The sequence below is a fragment of the Vibrio frigidus genome (assembly GCF_042465995.1).
GTDB lineage: Bacteria > Pseudomonadota > Gammaproteobacteria > Enterobacterales > Vibrionaceae > Vibrio.
Genome location: NZ_JBCDMC010000007.1, coordinates 77,450 through 97,689 on the forward strand (window position 1 = coordinate 77,450; position 20,240 = coordinate 97,689).

Sequence of the window (20,240 nt, forward strand, 5' to 3'; positions counted from 1 at the left end):
ACCAAATACATCAGACTAGACTTATTAAGAAAATGATCCGATGGGCTTAATCAACCGTAGAATATCCAGTTGATCGATATTTCTATAAAAGGAGAAAGGTGAGTATGGATACATCAAGTCAGTTAAAAAATGATACACAAACTTTAAGGCCAATCCCACAGGAAGCTTTTGATTGGTATGATGAATACGCGCACGGTCTTATTGACCGCCGTGAATTTATGGCACGATTAGGTGGGCTTGTCGCTTTAGGTTTTACTATGACGGTATTGTCTAGTGCGTTGATACCTAATTACGCCAATGCTGAGCAAATTTCATTCAATGATCCTTTAATTAAAGCCTCTTATGTCAAATATGATTCTCCTAAAGGGCATGGAGAATGTCAGGGGTATTTGGTTGTGCCTGCAAAATTAGAGAGTAAGGCGCCTGTCGTATTGGTTATTCATGAAAATAGGGGCCTTAATCCCTATATAAAAGATGTTGCTCGACGCCTTGCAGCGCAAGGTTTTATCGCTTTTGCACCTGACGGGCTGTATCCGTTAGGTGGTTATCCGGGTAATGATGATGAAGGACGTACCATGCAAAAAGGCATGGATAAAGTGAAATTAGAAGAAGACTTTATCGCCGCCGCTCAGTTTCTGAAGTCTCATGAAATGAGCACCGGAAAGTTAGGTGCGGTTGGTTTTTGTTATGGAGGTTACATTGTCAATATGCTTGCCGCGAGCATCCCTGAGCAACTTGATGCTGGCGTTCCGTTCTATGGCACTCCTGCTGCAGAAGCGATTCGAGATAAAGTTAAAGGGCCGCTTTTACTTCAATTTGGTGAATTAGATAAACGAGTAAATGGCACATGGCCGGATTATGAGAAATCATTGATGGCGAATAAAGTGGATTACACTGCCCATATTTATAAAGGTGTTAATCACGGGTTCCACAACGATTCTACCGGTAGATATGCACCGGAAGAAGCGGAGCTTTCTTGGGCAAGGACGGTTGAATTCTTTAATCAACATTTAGCGTAATGGAAGGAGCCCTTGTTAGCCTGAAGGGCTTCGGTTTCAACGTTTGATATGTAACTGTTCTATACTTTAGACACGAAAATTAGCAACGTGTAAAAATTATGTGCGGAAGATTGAACATCATAGATGATCCGTTAGCCGAAGCCGTAAGTGAGGCGTTAGGTCTCCGTTTTTTTGCTAAAACCAACTCTGATCTTTGTCCCTCTCAACAGGTCTCTGTTGTTGGGAAAGCGGATTACTCACTGCATCAGTTTGAACTTTTGTGGGGGGTTAAACCGAGTTGGGCCAATCGTGTGATCATCAATGCTCAGGCTGAGAGTGTGGCAAGTAAACCGACGTTTGGCTCCTCATATATAAGTCACAGAGTCATTGTTCCTTGTTCCGGTTGGTATGAATGGAAAGAAGAGAAAGGAAGTAAGCAGAAATATTTGTTTTCTGATAGTGAAGACAGACCGTTTTATATGGCAGGTATCGCATTAGCGAATATCCAGAATCTGGTGACGTTAACCACTCAATCGAATCCACAGTGTGCAGCCATTCACCACAGAATGCCGTTGTTACTCAGAGACAGTGATGTGGACTCTTGGTTATATGGCTCGGTAGAGCAAGCCAATGCGTTATTGTCTCTGCCCTACCAAAGAGAGTTGAAGATAACGACGAACGAGCCGCTATCTCAACAAGGGGGTCTTTTCTAGTTACAATCGAGTCTGGTTGCCATCTTAGTACTGTCTGTCAAGGATTGGGGCAATGCGTATGCTAACAGTGGTTGCAGCGTTTTTAGGTCCGTTAACGTGTTGCAAAAATCAGCATTTTTATCTATATCTTGAGACATTATAAATACCGCCGCTTCGCCTTTGCTAAGGTTTTTATTCGGTTTGTAGACGATTTTGTAATAGGCAGAAGGAATTCTATGAGGTTCATCGGCGGCAGGTAATACCATGGCGTCTTCTGAATAAATTGGCCCACTTATCACATATAACGAGTCTCTAAACTCTGCTTTCTCTCTCACCCTGCTTTCGAGTTCTTGCCATGCATTCTGATTTAAAGCACTGGATTGGGGGGTGATATTACTTAAGTAATTTAACGTGTACCAATATTTGTTACCGGTAAAGCTGGCGAGTGGAACCTGATGCCCTCTGTCGGTTTTTAGTTGTTTATAAGCATTCTTGTAATCTTTCTCTTCTAGTGTTTCATCTTCTGAAAGCAGGGGTTGATTCTTCCAGTCCCTATTTGTGTGCGTACCAAAGTTTTGTACATCCACTTCGTAGGCAACCCAGTCGGCAAATTTTGTGGTGGGGTTTTGGGATAACGCATAAAGTCGTTCAAATATCATGGTATTGCCATCTATTTGGATTTCTGGACAACCGACAGGACAGTGTGGACTTTTTATTTTTGTTGATGAATTTGCCACAGACAAAGGCAAAGACACTAAGAAGAATAAAGCGAGATTTTTCATTATTATATTCCTAACCGTACATAGTACTGATTAGGTTAGCAGGTTGCTGTGCGGTATCAAGGTTGAGAGGTAGCGTCCAACGGTTTTTCCTGCAGTACAAATGATGAGTTAGAAGTGTTGGATTGATGATGTCGCCTGCAATTATAGGTAATGAACATTGGATGTATTTATTTGTCTTCGCAAAATTGGGCTATCTTTAAATTAAACAATTATATAGGGACGATAATATGAGTTTTGATTGGGTAGAATGGTTTGGGTATTTAGCGTCGTTAGTGGTATTGGTCTCACTTACTATGACTTCCATCATTAAGCTTAGGGTGATCAATTTTATTGGCTGTGTCTTATTTGCCATGTTCGCGTACTTTATAGACTCGTATCCTACAATGTTCATGAACATTGGTATTGCGGGCATCAATATTTATTTCTTATGGAAAATCCGAACCACTAAAGAACAATTTACCTTAATTACCGAGTCGGTTGGTTCAGAATACTTTGATTATTTTGTTTCAAGTTATAAGAGTGAAATAGAGCTTCAAGTGTCGACAACGGAGTTAAAAGGGGCTGATACGGCCTTTTACATGTTGAGAAACAACAGTATTGCTGGTGTGCTCGTGGGCAATATAAGCCCTGAAGGCGAGCTGTCAGTATTACTCGACTATGTCACACCTGAGTATCGTGATTTTAAACTGGCCCACTACTACTATGTATCGAATCCTAATGTGATTAAAGAAAGAGGAGTCAAGGTACTAAAAGCGTACGCTACAACCCCCGAGCATAAAGAGTATCTGCTTAAAGTTGGCTTCCATATAGTGGATGAAAATGAAGGAGTATATTTTAAAGAGCTTTAGGTTTGAAAAAAGCATGTTCATTGATATCTACACCATTACCTCGATATTGTTAATCAATCACTTGTCCAGATTAGTATTAAACGTTCAGTATGCGTAAAAAATGGGTTAGCGAAGGCTAACCCATGAACTGACTAAGGGGGAATTCAGTGTTGTGTGTCAGCCTCAAAATAAGGTTTATAGACATCGGCTAATGACTTGTTTTTTGCTTTTTGCTTTCTTTTTTTTGTGATTGATAGGGGCGTTTCTTGTGATTTGATTGCGTCGGCGTGTTGTTGTGCTGAATGTTGAAAGTGTGAACTTTGCTGAGCCATTTTTCTGGCTTGATTGACTCGATTGATTACATCCTGGAGCATAAGCAGTACCTCACTTCAATGAGAAATTAAATACATACTGTTCCATTTAACATTAGTCCTACTTGCTAATTTAGTCAACCCGAAATGAATAAGTGTACTCTTTGTTTTAGACTGTATTAAGCAAGGATATTCAATTGGTTATGTTGATGTATTGTGAAGATAAACACTGGTCATTAGGTATTACCTATTTATCCGAAATGAGTAAATAAACAACGTGTATAACCTAGGTTGTTTTTTATATTCCTTAGGGAATGGTTGATAATTATCGGTGAGCAAGGATAATGTTTAGCCCACTCAACTCCATAATGTGCCCGTAATGCGCCTTGATAAATTTGTTTGTAAAAGTACTGAATTAACAAAAGTTGAAGCTATAAAACGAATAAACGCGGGTGACGTTTTGGTTAATCAGTGTATTACGACGAACGAGTCGACTCAGGTGCATGAAAAAAATACGATAATGCTTAATGGTGTTGAATTAACGGCTCGTGATTTTCGCTATATTATGATGCATAAACCTGCCGGTACTATTTGTTCCAATATCGACGAAGTTTACCCATCTCTGTTTAATTATTTAGATATTGAAAAAACCACCGAGCTGCATATTGCGGGTCGCTTAGATGCGGATACAACAGGGTTGGTTTTGATTACGGATGATGGACGTTGGTCATTCAATATCACAGTGCCCACGAAGCAGTGCAACAAAGTCTATCGAGTCGGTTTGTCGCGTGTGATTTCGGATGATGTTGCCTTAACGTTTAAAAAAGGTGTGAAGCTGCAAGGTGAACAGCAATCAACGTTGCCTGCCATATTGGATGTTATTGGCCCCAAAGAGGTGCTTTTAACCATCACTGAAGGTAAGTTTCATCAGGTTAAGCGTATGTTCGCCGCCGTAGGTAACCGCGTTGTTTCGCTTCATCGTGAAGAAATTGGAGATGTTTGTTTGGATGTTCCGGTTGGACAGTGGCGTTATTTGACACACGATGAAGTTATTTCCTTTACCAAGTAAGTTAATCGGCATGAATGTACACCTAGATATTCGACGTTCTTTGCTCGTTGAACAAAAAATAGAGCGTCCTGCGAGGGCAGAACACTCTATAGAACCTTAACAGAGCGGACAGTAAAAACTGGCCATATTATCAATTAAAGAGCGTTAGCCACTTTGTCGGCGACTTCTGGAGATACCCATTTTCGCCAAATCTCAGGCTGCTCAGCCAAGAAGTACTCCATGGCACCTTCGCCATCGGCCTGATTTTCTTCTATCCAAGCGAGTACAGCACTCATTTCTTTATTGGTAAAGCTACGCTTATTCAGGTAATCCGTTATTTGAGGTTCGCGAGCGGCGAATGGTTCAGTGATGATCGTCGCCACTGTCGACGGTGGATACATGGTAACTTTAGGCGATTCGCAATCATCGATTGTGGTGCAACTAAGAAACTCTTCGATATCGATGCCTGAACCGAAATCGACCTTGACCATATCGTATCGACCAAAGATGGCGGTTGGAGCCCAGTAGTAACCAAACCATGCCTCTCCACGTATGTTCGCTTTGGCAAGTGAGCCTGATAGTCCCGCACTTGACCCTGGATCAATGAGGTCAAAGCCGGCTTCATCCAGTTTTAGAGCTCGAAACAGATTGGTTGCCGAAATTTGGCAGTTCCAACCAGCAGGACAGCCATAAAATGCTGAAGCATCAGGGTTTTCTGGATGCTTAAATAATTTAGCGTGCTTGATCACACCCTCAATAGTCGCCATCTCTGGGTATTTGTCCACCATGAACTTAGGGACCCAAAAGCCTTCTTCACCACCATCGCTCAATGAAGCACCACCATAACGTATCCGTTTGTCGGCGACACCTTGGTCTAACAGTTTTTTAGTCGCATTCGTCCACATTTCAGGGGCAATATCGGGCTCACCTTTCTCGAGCATCGAAGTACTGGTTGGTGTGGTGTCTCCCGGGACTAATGATGCCTCGCAACCAAAACCTTTCTCAAGAATAAAACGGTCGACGCTCGCCATAAAGCTCGCAGACGTCCAGTTCATATCTGCAATAGTTACTTCTCCACACCCTTCATCGGCCTGTACCGAGTGGCTCACGACAAATAGCAAGGCTAGTAGTCTGATTTTCATTTCTCTCTCCATTTAGTGAAATACGTCCATGTTTCGGCCGATAGAATACATAAAATATACTTAGAGCTCAATCAATTACTTTACTAATGATTAATTGATAAGAGAAAAGAGTAAAGTGTCACGAAGTGCATAATGTAGACGTTAACCCAGTAAAATAGGTGCTTTTTGCCGATATTCGCCCACCTTTACAGGGGCGCGATTAGTAGCTCATCTTAATTGTTAAATGATGTAACATTATTTTAATTAGAGTACTAAGTATTTTGCGGAGGATTGTGATAGGTTGCCATTTCTTTTTGTGTAGATTCGTAACCGGTACGGTAGAATTTCTGCTAATAAGGCTGAATCAGTAAGAGATCTTTACCGAACGATACGCATCAATGATGGGCTGAACATCGGTTGTGTTGCCCTGTTGAATTCGGCTGTAATGGTTAAGCGTTTTATTTAAGTAATTTTCAGCTATTGCAGCTTGATTCGATGATTCAGGTTGCCAAATTTTTTCGCCAACCGGACCAATTTTCATGTTTTCTTGTTTCGTTGACGAAACCAAAATAACTTCATAGAAGCGTTGGTTATCTTCAACGAGAACTTCGTGTTTCAATCGATAATCAAGCTCAATTAGCTTTTGACGTAATGCAAATTGGTGATGAACAGGACAGAGTAAAAAATCAATATCTAAACCTGAATGCTTCTGATGAATTGCATCGATGAACTTGATCATCAAATCACCGCCAACGCCAGCAATGATAATTAGAGGCTTCCCTTCATATTGCTCTAAAGGTAGCTCGGCGACGTCAAGACAGTGAGTCTCCCATGCTGAACTTGAGTAAAAACGATGAAGCTTACCGTTTAATTCAGCCATTAGTTCGGGCACTATATCAACAAAATGGATCGTTGATCTGACCTGTCGAGACAATAAAGCTGCACCAAGAAAACCGTGATCACAGCAGCAATCCCAAACGTGGGCATAGCCCGATGCCACCATTTGTTCTATTTGTATTAATCTCTTACTGAGCTTCAAGGAAACCACCTACTAACGGTTAAAAACGAGCGCATTGTAATGGTTTTCTTACGTTTAGCGAAGTAGGTTAACCGAGTTTATTATGCTGCCTATCTTTTCTTTACGCTGATGTATGGTTTATCAAATTATGGTGCCGTTTAAACCTTAAATAGTGTTAATATTTTTGTGGCTGAGGGGTGATTTGTCACTCTCACACTACATCACATATGTTACCAATAATAAGGACATCTGAGTGCAAAAGCGTTTTATTGATGGATCGACCCTGTATCGCCAACACCGTTTTACATTGCCGCTTAATTATCAAGATGATGAGGGTGAACAGATTCAGGTGTTCGCCCGTGAGCTTGTTGATTTAGCCAAAGATAACGACGATCTTCCTTGGTTGGTTTACTTTCAAGGTGGTCCTGGTTTTCCGTCACCACGGGTAAGCGGTGAGTCGGGTTGGTTAAAACGTGCACTTCAAGACTATCGCGTTCTTTTGTTAGATCAACGAGGTACAGGTAACAGCTCAGTGGTTAATCAAGAATCTCTCGCGCACCTGTCTGCTGATAAGCAAGCCGAATACCTTTCTCACTTTAGAGCCGATAATATCGTACGCGACGCAGAAGCGATTCGTGAACAGTTTGGTATCGAACAATGGGCCACATTAGGGCAGAGCTTTGGTGGTTTCTGTACGTTGTCTTACCTATCGTTATTTCCACAAAGCTTACTCCGCTGTTATGTGACAGGCGGAATTCCTTCGATTTATCGACATGCCGATGATGTTTATATGGCGACCTATAAGAGGGTAACGGATAAGAATAACGCGTTCTTTGCTCAGTTCCCGCAAGCCCAAGACATGTGCCGTGATATTGCCCAATACTTACTTGAAAACCAAGTGACATTGCCGAATGGTCAACACTTTACCGTTGAACAGTTTCAGCTAATTGGAATCAATCTTGGGCGTGGTGGGGCAAATCTACCGCTCTATTTCACGCTAGAAAGTGCCTTTATTGAGGTGAACGGCGACAAACAACTAAGCTACGGTTTTTTGAGCCAAATGCAGCAAGAACAGAGCTATCTCACCAATCCCATATACGCTATTCTGCATGAATCTATCTACTGCCAAGGTTTTGCATCAAACTGGTCAGCGCATCGCGTTCGTGAACATTATTCTCAGTTTAACTATCGAATAGGGGAAAGGTTCTGCTTCACTGGAGAGATGGTATACCCATGGATGTTTCGTCAGCTAAAGACATTAGAACCACTACGCGAAGCCGCCGAGATGTTAGCAGAGAAAGAAGATTGGGGAGATCTGTATAATGCTGAGACGCTGAGTAAAAATAGAGTACCTGTCGCTTGTGCTGCCTATGCAGATGATATGTATGTTGAGCTTGATTACACCCGCGAGACATTGGAGAATATTTCGATGTCTAAGGTATGGATTACCAATGAATATGAACACAATGGTCTCGGTGTCGACGGTGAAAACATCCTTGACCGTTTAATCACCATGGCGAATGCGTTAGACAACCTACCCAAATAGTCCATGCATTTTCAAGAAAAATAGCTCAACGGGAAAAACGATGACAAAGAAAGTAGTGCAGTTTGAATACGAGAAAGAAACAAAGAATAGTGTTCGCTATAAGGAAGTTCCTGATGAAGGAACCGCGCCTATTCTGGGTTCTCTGTATGTTCAGAAATGGTTTGCTGGTAATAGTAAATCGTTAGAGATAACCATTGATAAAAAAGACGACTGACAACCAATAAGGGAAGGCACACGGACGTTTTACGATCCGTAAGTACTTTCCCTTATTCAAACTAGAACGGTTGCTTCTTAGTTGTCACCGTTTACGGGCAATAAAGCGTTTATGCTCGACGGTTCTTAAGCATATCCAGTGCAACTGCTTCTGCGATTTTGATACCATCAATACCAGCAGACAGAATGCCACCAGCGTAGCCAGCGCCTTCACCACCAGGATACAAACCTTGAGTATTAATGCTTTGGAAATCAGCACCCCGTTTGATTTGCACCGGTGATGAAGTACGTGTTTCAACACCGGTTAGCATTGCGTCTTTACTATCAAACCCGCGAATCTTCTTAGCAAATGCAGGCAGAGCCTCGCGAATCGCGTCAATGGCAAAGTCTGGTAACGCATCGCTTAGATCCGTCATTTTTACGTTCGGCTTATAGGATGGCTCAATCGCTTCGAAAGGCAAGCCTTGACCAGCCGCTAAGAAGTCACCCACCATTTGTGCTGGTGCGTCGTAGTTACTTCCGCCCATCACATAGGCATTACGTTCAAGCTTACGTTGCAATGCTACGCCCTGTAGAGGGTCGTTGTTAAAGTCCTCAGGCGAAATACCGACCACTATCGCGCTGTTTGCATTACGCTCGCTACGAGAGTATTGACTCATACCATTCGTGACAACCGCATGCTCTTCGGACGTCGCAGCGACCACAACGCCACCGGGACACATACAGAAGCTATATACCGAACGACCATTTTTACAATGATGCACAAGTTTGTAATCTGCGGCCCCTAGAATTGGATGCCCAGCATTTTTGCCAAACCGAGCTTGGTCAATCATTGCTTGTTTGTGTTCGATACGAAATCCGATTGAGAAAGACTGCGCTTCCATATGCACGCCTTTGTCATGCAGCATCTGGAACGTATCTCGGGCACTATGACCGATAGCCGCAACAACATGTTGACTGTTGATCACTTCGCCACCGTTTAACGTTACACCCGTAACGTGCTGATCGTCACCAGTGCCTTCAATGTTTATCTCTTCTACGCGTGTTTCAAAGCGAATATCGCCGCCGAGTTCAATGATGTTCGTGCGCATCTTCTCGACCATGGTCACCAATTTGTACGTACCAATATGCGGTTTGCTTACGTAAATAATTTCTTCTGGTGCGCCAGCAAGAACAAATTCGTTTTTAACTTTTAGGCCAAGAAAACCGGGATCTTTTACTTGGCTATATAATTTCCCGTCAGAAAACGTACCCGCGCCACCTTCACCAAATTGAACATTAGATTCCGTATTCAATTCGCTAGTACGCCAAAATCGGAAGGTGTCTTTCGCACGTTCGTGTACGGATTTACCTCGCTCCAATACAATGGGCTTAAAGCCCATTTGAGCCAAGATTAACGCCACAAATAAACCACATGGACCCATTCCGATCACGATAGGACGTTCAGTTAAATCAGCGGGTGCGCTAGCAACATATTTGTATTCGGTATCGGGAGAAATTCGCACGTTTTGATTTTGCTCAAACCTTGCTAATAGCTGTGCTTCATCCACCTCTTTTAGCGTTATATCTAAGGTGTAAATTAGGGTGATTTGATTCTTTTTCCGGGCGTCATAACCACGTTTAAATACATGGATATCAACCAACTGTTGCTCAGATAGTGACAGCGTCTCTAAAACATAATCCTGTAACGCATTTTCACTGTGATCTAGCGGTAATTTTACTTGGTTGAGACGTATCATGATTCACCTGATAATTGGCCGAAAAAATAATCGCGTAGTCTACGTGATCTCTCTCAAAAATGTAATAAACATTATCACGTCAAAACAACAATCCTTAGGTAACACGTCACTATTTTTTAGGTGGTTGGCCATATGTTTTAAATTTTTCCTGCATCAGTGTCATCTCATCTCGATCTAGGATCACAGGGGCACCAAAGCTTGAGGCAATACAATGAATCTTGGCGCAGTGCTCAATCTCTTCAGCAATCTGGAATGCGGCGTCTAAGGTTCCCGATCCGGTAAGTAAACCATGATTGGCCAGCAAGACGGCTCGACGATCTTGCATCGCTTCAAAAGCAGATTCGGCTAGTTCTTGAGTACCAAAAGTTTGGTATTGCGCGCAACGAACATTATAGCCTGAAAAGGCGACCAGATAATTTGAAGCGGGAAGTGACTGTCTCAAGGTTGCAATGGCGGTACAGTAAGTGGAGTGAGTGTGAACCACAGCATTGATATCTTCTCGGCGATCATAGAATATTTTATGCATACCCCATTCGCTTGATGGTTTGCGAATCGAATCAATACAGTTTCCATCCATATCCATGATAACGACATCTTCCGGTTTGGCTGCAAAGTAATCGACACCACTTGGACTGATTGCGATTAAATTCTGTTCTCTGTTATATATCGAAACATTGCCGCCGGTACCAACGGTAAGGTTATGGTTTACGAGCTTTTTGCACGTTTCGACAATGTCGATTCTCTCTTTTTCAAGTAGCATGTTCTTTTCCTATACTGGAGTATGTTGATTTTTCGAGGTCATGAGGTAGTAATTCAACGAATTCAATGGGTGTTGATAAGTGGGTTAATGCCTTATCAACACCGAAGGGAAATATGAATTGGACGGCGTGTTATCGGTCCATGATGTCTGCAAACATCGCCTTTAAAGCTTCGTTATTAGCTTTGCATACGCCCTTTTCGGTAATCAAACCGGTGACCATTTCTGCAGGTGTTACATCGAATGCATAATTGCCACATTCTGTACCTGTCGGTGCAGTATTGACAAAGCTGCGTTGCCCATTTGCGTCAATACCTTGCACATGAGATTGTTCTTTACCATTGCGCTGCTCAATCGGTATTTCTTTAACTCCGTCCCATACGCTAGGATCGATAGTTGGCGATGGCAGTGCCACATAGAAAGGCACATTATTGGCCTGTGCAGCGAGTGCTTTTAGATAGGTACCGATCTTATTGCACACATCACCGCGAGCCGTCACACGGTCAGTACCCACAATGACCATATCCACTTCACCATGCTGCATTAGATGTCCACCGGCATTGTCGGCAATTAGGGTATGCGGGACACCGTGACCACCCAGCTCAAAAGAGGTCAACGCACCTTGGTTTCTTGGGCGAGTTTCATCAACCCACACATGGATATTAATGCCTTCATCATGCGCCAAGTACATTGGTGCTAGTGCCGTACCCCAATCAACGGTTGCGAGCCAACCCGCGTTGCAATGGGTCAGGATGTTAACGGCTTCTCCGGGGGCTTTATTTGCGGCGAGTTCGCGGATGATCTCTAAACCGTGTAGGCCAATGCTGTGGTTTATTTCCGCGTCCTCATCACAGATGATGGCGGATTCTTCATAGGCCACTTGTACACGATCCTGCGGCGGAGTTTGTCGTAAACGCTGGCAGATTCGGTCCAGTGCCCATTGTAGATTAATCGCGGTCGGGCGAGTTTTTACCAACGTTTGATAGGCGGATTCTATTGCCTTATCACTGTTATCGACAGACATGGCAAAGGCCATACCGTAAGCTCCCACACAACCGATCAAAGGTGCGCCACGTACTTTCATTGAAATAATGGCCTCTGCGGCTTGTTCCATGGTGGAAAGCGTCAGAATTTCAAACTCATAAGGTAATTTTTCTTGATTAAAGATATGGATGTTTTTGTTATCCGTTGCCTGCCAAATAGAGCGATAATGTTTGCCGTCAATTTTCATATTATTTATTTAACCTAATCTGTGTAGAGTCACCAAAGGCATTCACTCTGGTGGTCTCTGGAACGAATTAATAGCCATTGGAACTATTAATAGTCATTGGAATTATTAATAGATGGTGCCGCTTATGAGCGCACTTAAAGCTCGACTGCCGTGTCGAGTGCCAGTTCAATCATTTGATGAAGCGACAATTCACGTTCTTCAATTGTGAGCATGCCACCATTTTTAATGTGATCGGTTGTGGTCAATATGCCTAATGCCTTGGCACCGAGTTCCGAAGCGACGGCATAGAGTCCTGCAACTTCCATCTCGACACCTATGATGCCGTATGTTTCAAGTACTTCGAAAATATCTGGATTTGGACCGTAGAAAAGATCACAGGTGAATAGGTTACCCACTTTGACGTTTAGATCTTGCTTACGTGCTGTGTTAACGGCGGTTTCTAATAAGTGATAGTCAGCGATGGCAGCAAAGTCGTGCCCTTTGAATCGTTCACGGTTAGCTTTAGAGTCTGTGCTTGCACCCATCGCAATAACAATATCCATCAATTGAATATCATCTCTAACTGAGCCACAAGAACCGATGCGGATTAGGTTCTTAACACCAAAGTCTTTTATTAATTCATAGGCATACATAGAAATTGAGGGAATACCCATGCCATGAGACATTATCGATAAACGTTTCCCTTTATATATGCCGGTATAACCCAACATATTGCGTACTTTGTTTACCTCAACAGCATCTGTTAGGTAGGTTTCTGCAATGTACTTTGCTCGTAGAGGGTCGCCAGGCATGATGACTGTTTCTGCAAAATCATTAGGGTTGGCTTTAATTGCTAGCGCCATATTTTTTCACCTTATATACGTTATTTTCTCCATTGTTAAATTTAGTGGCGGTTAGTTTAGTGACATATATCACATCTAAAACTGGAATAGATATTGGTAGGTATCTCGTTATCTTTATGAGTTGAAATTATAATTTTTTTGTCGTTAATATAAGATGTTGTTGATTTATGGATAACAAGCTATTGGTGTCAGGCTAAAGGGTAGTAAAATGAGCTATTCATCACGTAATTATTCATGCTAGTTATGAGAAAGTCATCTCCAGTATGAACCTAATTAATGGAAAAAATTATGGAACTAGTTATTAGTATTGTAGGAATTGTCGCCTTGTTTGGTGTCGCTTATTTGCTGTCTGAAAATAAGAAGGCCATCAACTTTAGAACGGTTGGATTCGCATTTGGTATCCAATTAGCCCTTGGTGGTCTTATCTTGTACTCATCGATTGGGCAAGACATCATCTTGTCTATGGCCAACGGCGTTTCAGCGGTGATTGGTTACAGTAATGATGGGATAAGTTTTTTATTTGGTGGGCTTGTTAGCGACAAAATGTACGAACTGTTTGGTAGTGGCGGTTTTGTCATTGCTTTTAAGGTTTTGCCAATTATCGTGTTCTTTTCTTCTTTATCCGCCGTTCTGTACCACCTTGGCATTATGCAGTTTGTCGTCAAATGGATAGGTGGAGCACTGCAAAAACTTCTTAAAACCAGCAAAGCTGAGTCAATGTCTGCCACTGCAAACATTTTCTTAGGAGTGACAGAGGCACCTCTTCTTATTAAACCCTATTTGCCTACTATGACACGCTCAGAGCTATTCGCGGTAATGTGCGGTGGTTTAGCCTCTATCGCAGGCACCATGTTAGCGAGCTATGCACAGCTGGGTGTGAGAATGGAATATCTGTTAGCTGCTTCTTTTATGGCGGCACCGGGTGGATTGCTATTTGCAAAAATACTGATACCTGAGACAGACAAAGTAAATGATGTAAACCCAGAGAAAGCGGAAGAAAATCAGACGCTAAATATCATTGATGCTGCGGCAACAGGGGCTTCTAACGGCGTGAAGTTGGCGATCGAAGTGGGTGGTATGTTGTTAGCATTTGTTGGCTTAGTCGCGTTGTTTAATGGATTGTTAGGCGGCGCGGGCAGTTGGGTTGGGTTTGATAACCTAAGCTTGCAACTGATCTTGGGTTATTTGTTTTCTCCTATCGCGTGGTTAATGGGGGTTCCTTGGAATGAAGCAACGTTAGCGGGTTCATTCATTGGTCAAAAGATAGTGATTAATGAATTCTTTGCCTACATTAACTTAGCACCATATCTGAGTGGTGACGCCATCGTCGGGGCAACGGGTATGCCGATGACGGAACGCACCCAGGTGATCATCTCCTTTGCATTATGTGGTTTTGCTAACATAGGAACGGTAGCAATAGCCATTGGTGGGATTGGTGGAATGATCGCAGAGCGTCGTTCAGAAATAGCCTCTTTAGGTTTTAAGGCGCTTGCTGCGGGTATTTTGTCGAACCTAATGGGGGCGACGATAGCCGGAATATTTTTTGGCCTAGGTTAACCAAATAAATAGCTAGAATGAAATTGTCTGATTAACGTTAAATGAAATTAGAGGTCAAATTATGGATACGAAACTTCCAAAAGTCGTGCTTCATGAACATATTGAAGGCACAGTGACACCAAAAATGGCGCTTGTTTTAGCGGAAAAATACAGTGTTACCCTGCCAGCGAACTTTATTTACCAAGAGGGTAAATATAGCCGTAGTGAATTTCCAAATGGTCGTTACAATTATAATGAATCTGATTTTGGTGCCTTTGTTACCACCTATGATACTGTCGCGGCTTTAGTGCGAGCGCCAGAAGATTACTATTTGATTGTTAAGGATTACTTGTCTCGTAATGCTGAGAAAGGCTTGGTTTACTGCGAGATTATTACATCAGCATTCCATCTGTGTTACACCGAACAAGAGGATGGTTCAGGTGAACTCGATAGCGAGAAATATCATCAAATCATGGACGCAGTAGAACGTGCAATTGCCGAGGTAAAAGCGTTATATGGTACTGAAACGCGACTACAAGCGTGTGGGGTTCGCCACTTGAGCCTAAAACACCTAAATTTGAGTGCGGATTTTATCCAACAGCAACCAAGAACAGTCATCACTGGCTTTAATATTGCTGGCAACGAATTAGCGGGGACGTTTTCTGACTTTACCTATGTACATGAGTTGGTCGATCAAATCCCGTTGGATAAATCCTACCATGCTGGTGAAATATGCGGGCCAGATAGTATTCGTCAGGCATTGAAGTATGGTGCAAAACGTATCGGTCATGGCATCGCGGCAATCAAAGATGAGGCATTAATAGAAACACTTATTTGTGACAATATTACCCTTGAAATTGCCCCTACGAGTAATCGAATACTGGTCTCTGAATTGAATCAGTCTCTTGAGCATCATCCGCTGCGTAAGTTGTATGAAAAAGGCGTACGTCTTTCTATTAATACCGATGATGCTGGGTTATTTGGAACCGACATTGGAAAGGAATACCATATTGCAGAAACACAATTTGGTTTCACAAAAGTCGAGCTGTTAGATGTCACCTTATGTGCACTTGAAGCGGCGTTTGTAGAGAATGATGTTAGGGATAGGCTGATTAAGCAAACTTATCGGGAAATGAAGGAGCAAGATTGGCAGGATCTTACGGCTCTGTGCACTGCGTTACCACAAGGTGCATTACAGAAACGTTTGGCTAATCGTCTTCAGTTTCGCCCCTAAGGATAGGAGTCTATTGTGTTAAATGAAGTTTTGTTGGCCGTAACATCAGGCTTGATCGTCGGTATTTTTTTTACAGCAGTAAAGCTACCCATTCCCGCTCCACCGGTGTTGTCCGGCGTCATGGGGATTGTGGGCGTATATGTAGGTTCTATTATTTATACCAAATATATAAGTGTGCTTTTTTCCTGAGCAAGGGCTAGGTTAAGTATCAAAACGATTTAATCTTAGATTGAATCGAATTCTATAAAAAGGGAATACTGACCTAGGTGAGTATTCCCTTTTGACTATATGATTTCTGTAGCTCAAACCTTGTTGATGATAGGTATCTTGTTCATAATGTTTTCACACCAATCTGGACAAATAACTGATCAACAATATAGTTGCAATGGAGCCGACATTAATGGGCAGCGTAACCCATGGCTAAGCGTATAAGAATTCTTGAGTGGTTGGTGGGATGACATTGATACTGATCACAAACGTACTTAGCTTGGTATAATGTAATAATTAAGGTTGCAAAGGGGAATTTAATCAGTGGAAGAGGATCTCAAAATGGTGTTTCCCGAACCGTACAACGGAATTCAAGTTAACTACTGTGTTTCAACAGGGTGTGAGAATTTTGGTCAAAGCGACCCCAGTTTGTATCAAACGGTGCATAACACCAAAGCCCTGAATATTTATCACTGTCCAAAATGTGGCGCTTATCCGCAGGTTATTAATAATCGTTCCGTTTACCAAACTATTGAGCATCAAAAACGATATCATGCATTATCTCTTACCTCTTGCCCAAACCGTGAATGTTCCTCTAAATCGCTTGCAGTACATGCGTTTCCGGAACGCTATAGAGCATTTGGCAAGACCAATTCACTGAAGCAGCGCTATCAATGTCGATGCTGTGAGACTGTTTTTACCGACCAACTTTCGTGTATGAATCCACATAGTGAGGCGCAAAACGCGATATTTTACGGCATGATGTATTCGTTCGGTGTACGTAATATTTGCCAGAAGCTAAATATTACCGCTAAAGCATTTTATAAGTTGCAGCATGGCATGGTCGATAGGCTCAAATATATTGCGCATGTCAAAGAAGAATCGTTTTATAACAAAGTAGAAAAATGCAATGTATCAACAAGCTATGAGTTTTTGGGCGAGCAACAAGCGGCCATGATCATTGCAACAACGCATACAGAAAGTGGTTATGTTTTGGCATTTGATACGAATTTCACAACGGACATGGAACCGGAGTGCTTGCTTGCCGTTGAACCTAGCCTGTCGACTCGCTCACCTGTTGAACTCCCTGAGAAGGGCGATTTGATAATGAGCATTACGGCGCAATATGAAGCCATCATGTCGAGAAAGAACTACCTAGATCCAACCAGCAATGACCGACCAGTAATGCACTCCTATAAAGGCCATTTAGCCTTGCCATATTTAGCCAGTTTTGCACATGCATTGGTACTAAGAAAAAAGCTGCAACACAAATCTCATCGTTACTACTTTGTTGAACAAGATACGATGTTGAGAAATGCCTTTATGAATGCATCTTTGCAAGATTTATTGCGTTCAGAAGACCACCTATTTTATTTTCGAGAAAGCGCCCCTAAAATGACGTGGTTCAATGAGAACAAACTTAATATTCGTCATATAGGCTGGTGGCAAGATAAATGGGGCTTTCTGTCCGAAGGGGATAAAACCAAGGGTGCTTGCCATATTAAAGGGCAAGGCTTGTCAGTCGAGCAGTGGGAAAAGCTATTACAAGAGACGAGTTTGGATAGGGTTCAGCACTATCTTGATGCCGCTAAGGCTTTCTTCCAAGGTTTAGGGACAACACTTAACGAACAATCGATTAACGATTGGCTGCATGTCTTTACCGGTTACTATAATTTTTGCTGGCCGCATCGCGATGGTAAAACGCCTGCGCAGTTACTCGGTTTTTTTGACCGGCCTATGACCTTAGGTGAGCTATTAAACGGCTATAAATTGAATTAGGGCCTAGACGGGGTCTAGACCCTTTTAGCATTAAGGTGCTTACTTAAATTCACCTAACATGTAACGGTAGAATGATGGGTTAACCCATACTTTTGTTGCCACAACATCGTAGTTTTCAGCCATCGCACGTACTTGTTTTTCTTGGTCTTTTGCTTTCTCTGGCAGAGACATTAGGTCGGCTTGATAATGATCTATTATCACGCGATTTTCAGTTAATATTTTGTAGTCTGCCATTTCAGTATATGAACGATAGAACGGCTGCCACCATGATTCAAAAAGTAGACCTTTTTCATCAGCACTGTCTTTTTTTGCATACTGATTGATCAAATCCATAAAGCTTTCTTTACGTTTTTGTGTTTGAAATTCAAAGTCTAAATTATACTCTTTAACCACAGAAACCATTTTGCCACTTTCAAGTGTTGTTACTGGGTAGGTTGGCTCGCCCCACTCTGGAAGATATAAAAATGCAGACGATTTTGGTGTGAGTTGTACTTTTGGATCAAAACCTTCACTCTTCATTAGATACAGTAATTGGATGGCGTGCTGGATATTATTGTGGCCGTATCGGATCATCAAACTTTGATTAAAATTTGATTCATCTAGCGTGTCGACAACGTTATAGCCGGTAGTCAGGCCATTATCGATGAAACTGTTCAGCAAGCTCAGTGTTTTTTTGTCATCAATCACCTTGGAATTGTTCCAAGTTTTGCTTACGCGCTCGACGATGTTTTTGTCGGAAACATTACCAATATAGCGTTCAGACTGATCGTTTTGATCCGCAACAAAATGATTAAGCTTGTCAGAAAGTGTTTTTGCTTGACCCAAATCGCTTGGGGTGATTACGCTCATATCAATGAGTAAAGCATCCGCTTGTGTTGCATCACTTATGCCGGTTACTTTTACTATTTTTTCTTGGCTATACGTCAGTGCTAACTCACTAAGGTTAAGTGCTTCTACCGCTTTTCCTGTCGTCATATCACTTGCATGTGATGCCAAAGGAAACAGAGCCAAGATGATTGCTGTTCTGATTAACTTCATTGTTATTCCTCATATTCATGTAGGGATTATTATTAAGGCTGAATTGACAGCTTTAAGATTGCACCCATTTTGAGTACTAACCTTTATTGATAATGTGATGAATGACATCAATTTAGTTAAAAAGAAGCTTGTGGTAGGGGTGGTTGCTTACATGTAATTTTTGGTCATTATTTGCGTAATTATATGTCATTAAACAACTCAAATGGATAACGAAATAAATATAATTTTTTCAGTATTTAGGACGATCTATTGAGTCATTGACACCTATCGACCATCATCATATGTATTTAAATAATCAGCGATGATATCACCGTGACAATCGTCTGGTTTACAGAAACAACCAAGTCGCTTCCCTGCAAGCGTCAACATACTTATTTTGGTGATGTTCAAAAAATTGTCGTAATCAAAATCATATTTATACTTTCTTAAAACCTCGTTACGATCATCACCACCAGCACCAATAGGGTATGGATTCCCCCATGGAGATCCTCGACCAATATATTCAAACTGCTCGGTGCTTTGCCTTCCGTTATAGACAGGATCTCTTGTTACGTTGACAACCCGAGTAATCTTAATTCTTTGCACACTCGTTTTGACAAAGCCTTGTCGTAAGGCTTTTACTTCATCAACAAACTCTTCTCCATCGCTAAATACAATGGCGTGAGTTATGTTGTGCAACGCTTTGGTTAGTGGTTGTTCAATTTGTTCGTATGCGAGGTTATGTTGCTTTGTATACTGGGCACCAAATTCATTATGGTCATCGGTAAAAATAAGTTGTGGGGACACCAAGTTTTCGAGCAGCATAGACAACTTTCTACTGAACTTTGAGTAGCTTTTGAATAAAGTTGGATAGAGAACAAGAACACAATTCATATCTGGTAATTATATTAAATTCATGCCCATTTTGTAATACGCCACGTCACTTTTATAGAAACGTTCCCCCTGCGAAAGCATACCGAAACGCGCGTAAAAACTTAATGCTGACTCTCTTGCATCACACCAAAAATATTGGATGTGGTGCGTTCTCAGATAAGCGATCACTTCTTTCAACACTGCCGTTCCGATGCCCAGTCCTTGGAATTGAAACTCCGTCGCATACTTGCGTAAACGGGCCTTATCGCCGTCGACATATACAGAGGCAACACAAACGAGCTCTTCATTTATAAAAGCCCCAAAGTGAAGGCCATCTGCATCTCCTTCCACATAACAAAATTCGGGCGGCTTATCTGGCCATAAAACTCGATGACGAACAGGAATGGTTTGTGTCCAGTCGATTTGACGAATATCCATTGCGCCTACTTCCTTCACTATTTATCGCGTT

21 protein-coding genes are annotated in these 20,240 nt (G+C 42.0%); 10 read left to right on the forward strand and 11 right to left on the reverse strand.

What is annotated here, in order from left to right; all coding sequences use genetic code 11:
* Positions 1–104 precede the first annotated feature (104 nt).
* Positions 105–1,019, forward strand: a complete 915-nt coding sequence (locus AACW90_RS13145; RefSeq protein ID WP_390235140.1) for a dienelactone hydrolase family protein — start codon at positions 105–107, stop codon at positions 1,017–1,019.
* A 110-nt stretch (positions 1,020–1,129) separates the two neighbouring features.
* Complete coding sequence (locus tag AACW90_RS13150) at positions 1,130–1,711, forward strand: SOS response-associated peptidase (RefSeq protein WP_390235143.1); 582 nt, start codon at positions 1,130–1,132, stop codon at positions 1,709–1,711.
* Here the strand turns inward: AACW90_RS13150 and AACW90_RS13155 are convergent.
* A complete protein-coding gene (locus AACW90_RS13155; RefSeq protein ID WP_390235144.1) occupies positions 1,708–2,472 on the reverse strand; it encodes a DNA/RNA non-specific endonuclease in 765 nt (254 codons plus the stop codon). The two genes, AACW90_RS13150 and AACW90_RS13155, sit on opposite strands and share 4 nt — an antisense overlap.
* A gap of 227 nt (positions 2,473–2,699) precedes the next feature.
* On the opposite strand from AACW90_RS13155, the gene AACW90_RS13160 reads away from it, so the two are divergent.
* Positions 2,700–3,320: a hypothetical protein gene (locus AACW90_RS13160; protein WP_390235145.1), complete on the forward strand. Its 621-nt coding sequence runs from the start codon at positions 2,700–2,702 to the stop codon at positions 3,318–3,320.
* A gap of 143 nt (positions 3,321–3,463) precedes the next feature.
* Here the strand turns inward: AACW90_RS13160 and AACW90_RS13165 are convergent, their stop codons facing one another.
* The gene (locus AACW90_RS13165) at positions 3,464–3,673 is read right to left on the reverse strand and encodes a hypothetical protein (protein ID WP_390235147.1); all 210 of its coding nucleotides are present in this window, start codon (positions 3,671–3,673) and stop codon (positions 3,464–3,466) included.
* 316 nt (positions 3,674–3,989) lie between these two features.
* Here AACW90_RS13165 and AACW90_RS13170 point away from each other — a divergent pair, with 316 nt between their 5' ends.
* A complete protein-coding gene (locus AACW90_RS13170; RefSeq protein ID WP_390235149.1) occupies positions 3,990–4,679 on the forward strand; it encodes a pseudouridine synthase in 690 nt (229 codons plus the stop codon).
* A gap of 134 nt (positions 4,680–4,813) precedes the next feature.
* On the opposite strand, the gene AACW90_RS13175 is transcribed toward AACW90_RS13170, so the two are convergent.
* Together AACW90_RS13175 and AACW90_RS13180 are read right to left on the reverse strand one after the other, a co-directional pair.
* Complete coding sequence (locus AACW90_RS13175) at positions 4,814–5,800, reverse strand: ABC transporter substrate-binding protein (RefSeq protein ID WP_390235152.1); 987 nt, start codon at positions 5,798–5,800, stop codon at positions 4,814–4,816.
* Between the two features lie 343 nt (positions 5,801–6,143).
* Entirely contained in the window at positions 6,144–6,818 is a 675-nt protein-coding gene (locus AACW90_RS13180) for a tRNA (adenine(22)-N(1))-methyltransferase (protein WP_390235154.1), read from the reverse strand.
* A 232-nt stretch (positions 6,819–7,050) separates the two neighbouring features.
* Between AACW90_RS13180 and AACW90_RS13185 the strand changes: the two genes are divergently transcribed.
* Both AACW90_RS13185 and AACW90_RS13190 read left to right on the forward strand, forming a co-directional pair.
* The gene (locus AACW90_RS13185) at positions 7,051–8,343 is read left to right on the forward strand and encodes an alpha/beta fold hydrolase (RefSeq protein ID WP_390235155.1); all 1,293 of its coding nucleotides are present in this window, start codon (positions 7,051–7,053) and stop codon (positions 8,341–8,343) included.
* A gap of 40 nt (positions 8,344–8,383) precedes the next feature.
* On the forward strand, positions 8,384–8,557 hold the full coding sequence (locus tag AACW90_RS13190) for a hypothetical protein (RefSeq protein WP_390235157.1): 174 nt from the start codon (positions 8,384–8,386) through the stop codon (positions 8,555–8,557).
* Between the two features lie 109 nt (positions 8,558–8,666).
* Here the strand turns inward: AACW90_RS13190 and AACW90_RS13195 are convergent, their stop codons facing one another.
* The 4 genes from AACW90_RS13195 to deoD all read right to left on the reverse strand — a co-directional run bounded on the left by AACW90_RS13195 (position 8,667) and on the right by deoD (position 13,125).
* Entirely contained in the window at positions 8,667–10,295 is a 1,629-nt protein-coding gene (locus AACW90_RS13195; RefSeq protein ID WP_390235160.1) for an NAD(P)/FAD-dependent oxidoreductase, read from the reverse strand.
* A gap of 109 nt (positions 10,296–10,404) precedes the next feature.
* Complete coding sequence (locus tag AACW90_RS13200; protein ID WP_390235162.1) at positions 10,405–11,055, reverse strand: L-fuculose-phosphate aldolase; 651 nt, start codon at positions 11,053–11,055, stop codon at positions 10,405–10,407.
* 130 nt (positions 11,056–11,185) lie between these two features.
* Positions 11,186–12,283, reverse strand: a complete 1,098-nt coding sequence (gene mtnA, locus AACW90_RS13205) for an S-methyl-5-thioribose-1-phosphate isomerase (protein WP_390235164.1) — start codon at positions 12,281–12,283, stop codon at positions 11,186–11,188.
* Positions 12,284–12,417: 134 nt separating this feature from the next.
* Positions 12,418–13,125, reverse strand: a complete 708-nt coding sequence (gene deoD / locus AACW90_RS13210) for a purine-nucleoside phosphorylase (RefSeq protein WP_390235166.1) — start codon at positions 13,123–13,125, stop codon at positions 12,418–12,420.
* Positions 13,126–13,413: 288 nt separating this feature from the next.
* Here deoD and AACW90_RS13215 point away from each other — a divergent pair, with 288 nt between their 5' ends.
* The 4 genes from AACW90_RS13215 (at position 13,414) to AACW90_RS13230 (ending at position 17,881) form a co-directional block, all read left to right on the forward strand.
* Complete coding sequence (locus AACW90_RS13215) at positions 13,414–14,682, forward strand: NupC/NupG family nucleoside CNT transporter (RefSeq protein WP_390235168.1); 1,269 nt, start codon at positions 13,414–13,416, stop codon at positions 14,680–14,682.
* A 61-nt stretch (positions 14,683–14,743) separates the two neighbouring features.
* The gene (gene add / locus AACW90_RS13220; RefSeq protein WP_390235171.1) at positions 14,744–15,895 is read left to right on the forward strand and encodes an adenosine deaminase; all 1,152 of its coding nucleotides are present in this window, start codon (positions 14,744–14,746) and stop codon (positions 15,893–15,895) included.
* Positions 15,896–15,910: 15 nt separating this feature from the next.
* Positions 15,911–16,084 carry a XapX domain-containing protein gene (locus AACW90_RS13225; protein ID WP_195702383.1) on the forward strand — a complete coding sequence of 58 codons (174 nt, stop codon included), beginning with the start codon at positions 15,911–15,913 and terminating at the stop codon, positions 16,082–16,084.
* A gap of 360 nt (positions 16,085–16,444) precedes the next feature.
* Positions 16,445–17,881 carry a hypothetical protein gene (locus AACW90_RS13230; protein WP_390235174.1) on the forward strand — a complete coding sequence of 479 codons (1,437 nt, stop codon included), beginning with the start codon at positions 16,445–16,447 and terminating at the stop codon, positions 17,879–17,881.
* Between the two features lie 39 nt (positions 17,882–17,920).
* Here AACW90_RS13230 and AACW90_RS13235 read toward each other — a convergent pair whose 3' ends face one another.
* The 3 genes from AACW90_RS13235 to AACW90_RS13245 all read right to left on the reverse strand — a co-directional run bounded on the left by AACW90_RS13235 (position 17,921) and on the right by AACW90_RS13245 (position 20,227).
* Positions 17,921–18,919, reverse strand: coding sequence for a hypothetical protein (locus AACW90_RS13235; RefSeq protein ID WP_390235177.1), 999 nt, complete (start codon positions 18,917–18,919; stop codon positions 17,921–17,923).
* Positions 18,920–19,183: 264 nt separating this feature from the next.
* A complete protein-coding gene (locus AACW90_RS13240; protein WP_390235179.1) occupies positions 19,184–19,792 on the reverse strand; it encodes a DUF4326 domain-containing protein in 609 nt (202 codons plus the stop codon).
* 9 nt (positions 19,793–19,801) lie between these two features.
* A complete protein-coding gene (locus tag AACW90_RS13245; RefSeq protein ID WP_390235181.1) occupies positions 19,802–20,227 on the reverse strand; it encodes a GNAT family N-acetyltransferase in 426 nt (141 codons plus the stop codon).
* Positions 20,228–20,240: the final 13 nt, after the last annotated feature.

What these genes read in the sequence shown, in the direction of transcription:
- AACW90_RS13145 (WP_390235140.1), top strand. Translation starts at nt 105, where the DNA reads ATGGATACATCAAGTCAGTTAAAAAATGATACACAAACTTTAAGGCCA.
- AACW90_RS13155 (WP_390235144.1), bottom strand. Translation starts at nt 2,472, where the DNA reads ATGAAAAATCTCGCTTTATTCTTCTTAGTGTCTTTGCCTTTGTCTGTG.
- AACW90_RS13160 (WP_390235145.1), top strand. Translation starts at nt 2,700, where the DNA reads ATGAGTTTTGATTGGGTAGAATGGTTTGGGTATTTAGCGTCGTTAGTG.
- AACW90_RS13165 (WP_390235147.1), bottom strand. Translation starts at nt 3,673, where the DNA reads ATGCTCCAGGATGTAATCAATCGAGTCAATCAAGCCAGAAAAATGGCT.
- AACW90_RS13170 (WP_390235149.1), top strand. Translation starts at nt 3,990, where the DNA reads ATGCGCCTTGATAAATTTGTTTGTAAAAGTACTGAATTAACAAAAGTT.
- AACW90_RS13175 (WP_390235152.1), bottom strand. Translation starts at nt 5,800, where the DNA reads ATGAAAATCAGACTACTAGCCTTGCTATTTGTCGTGAGCCACTCGGTA.
- AACW90_RS13190 (WP_390235157.1), top strand. Translation starts at nt 8,384, where the DNA reads ATGACAAAGAAAGTAGTGCAGTTTGAATACGAGAAAGAAACAAAGAAT.
- AACW90_RS13195 (WP_390235160.1), bottom strand. Translation starts at nt 10,295, where the DNA reads ATGATACGTCTCAACCAAGTAAAATTACCGCTAGATCACAGTGAAAAT.
- AACW90_RS13200 (WP_390235162.1), bottom strand. Translation starts at nt 11,055, where the DNA reads ATGCTACTTGAAAAAGAGAGAATCGACATTGTCGAAACGTGCAAAAAG.
- mtnA (WP_390235164.1), bottom strand. Translation starts at nt 12,283, where the DNA reads ATGAAAATTGACGGCAAACATTATCGCTCTATTTGGCAGGCAACGGAT.
- deoD (WP_390235166.1), bottom strand. Translation starts at nt 13,125, where the DNA reads ATGGCGCTAGCAATTAAAGCCAACCCTAATGATTTTGCAGAAACAGTC.
- AACW90_RS13215 (WP_390235168.1), top strand. Translation starts at nt 13,414, where the DNA reads ATGGAACTAGTTATTAGTATTGTAGGAATTGTCGCCTTGTTTGGTGTC.
- add (WP_390235171.1), top strand. Translation starts at nt 14,744, where the DNA reads ATGGATACGAAACTTCCAAAAGTCGTGCTTCATGAACATATTGAAGGC.
- AACW90_RS13230 (WP_390235174.1), top strand. Translation starts at nt 16,445, where the DNA reads ATGGTGTTTCCCGAACCGTACAACGGAATTCAAGTTAACTACTGTGTT.
- AACW90_RS13235 (WP_390235177.1), bottom strand. Translation starts at nt 18,919, where the DNA reads ATGAAGTTAATCAGAACAGCAATCATCTTGGCTCTGTTTCCTTTGGCA.
- AACW90_RS13240 (WP_390235179.1), bottom strand. Translation starts at nt 19,792, where the DNA reads ATGAATTGTGTTCTTGTTCTCTATCCAACTTTATTCAAAAGCTACTCA.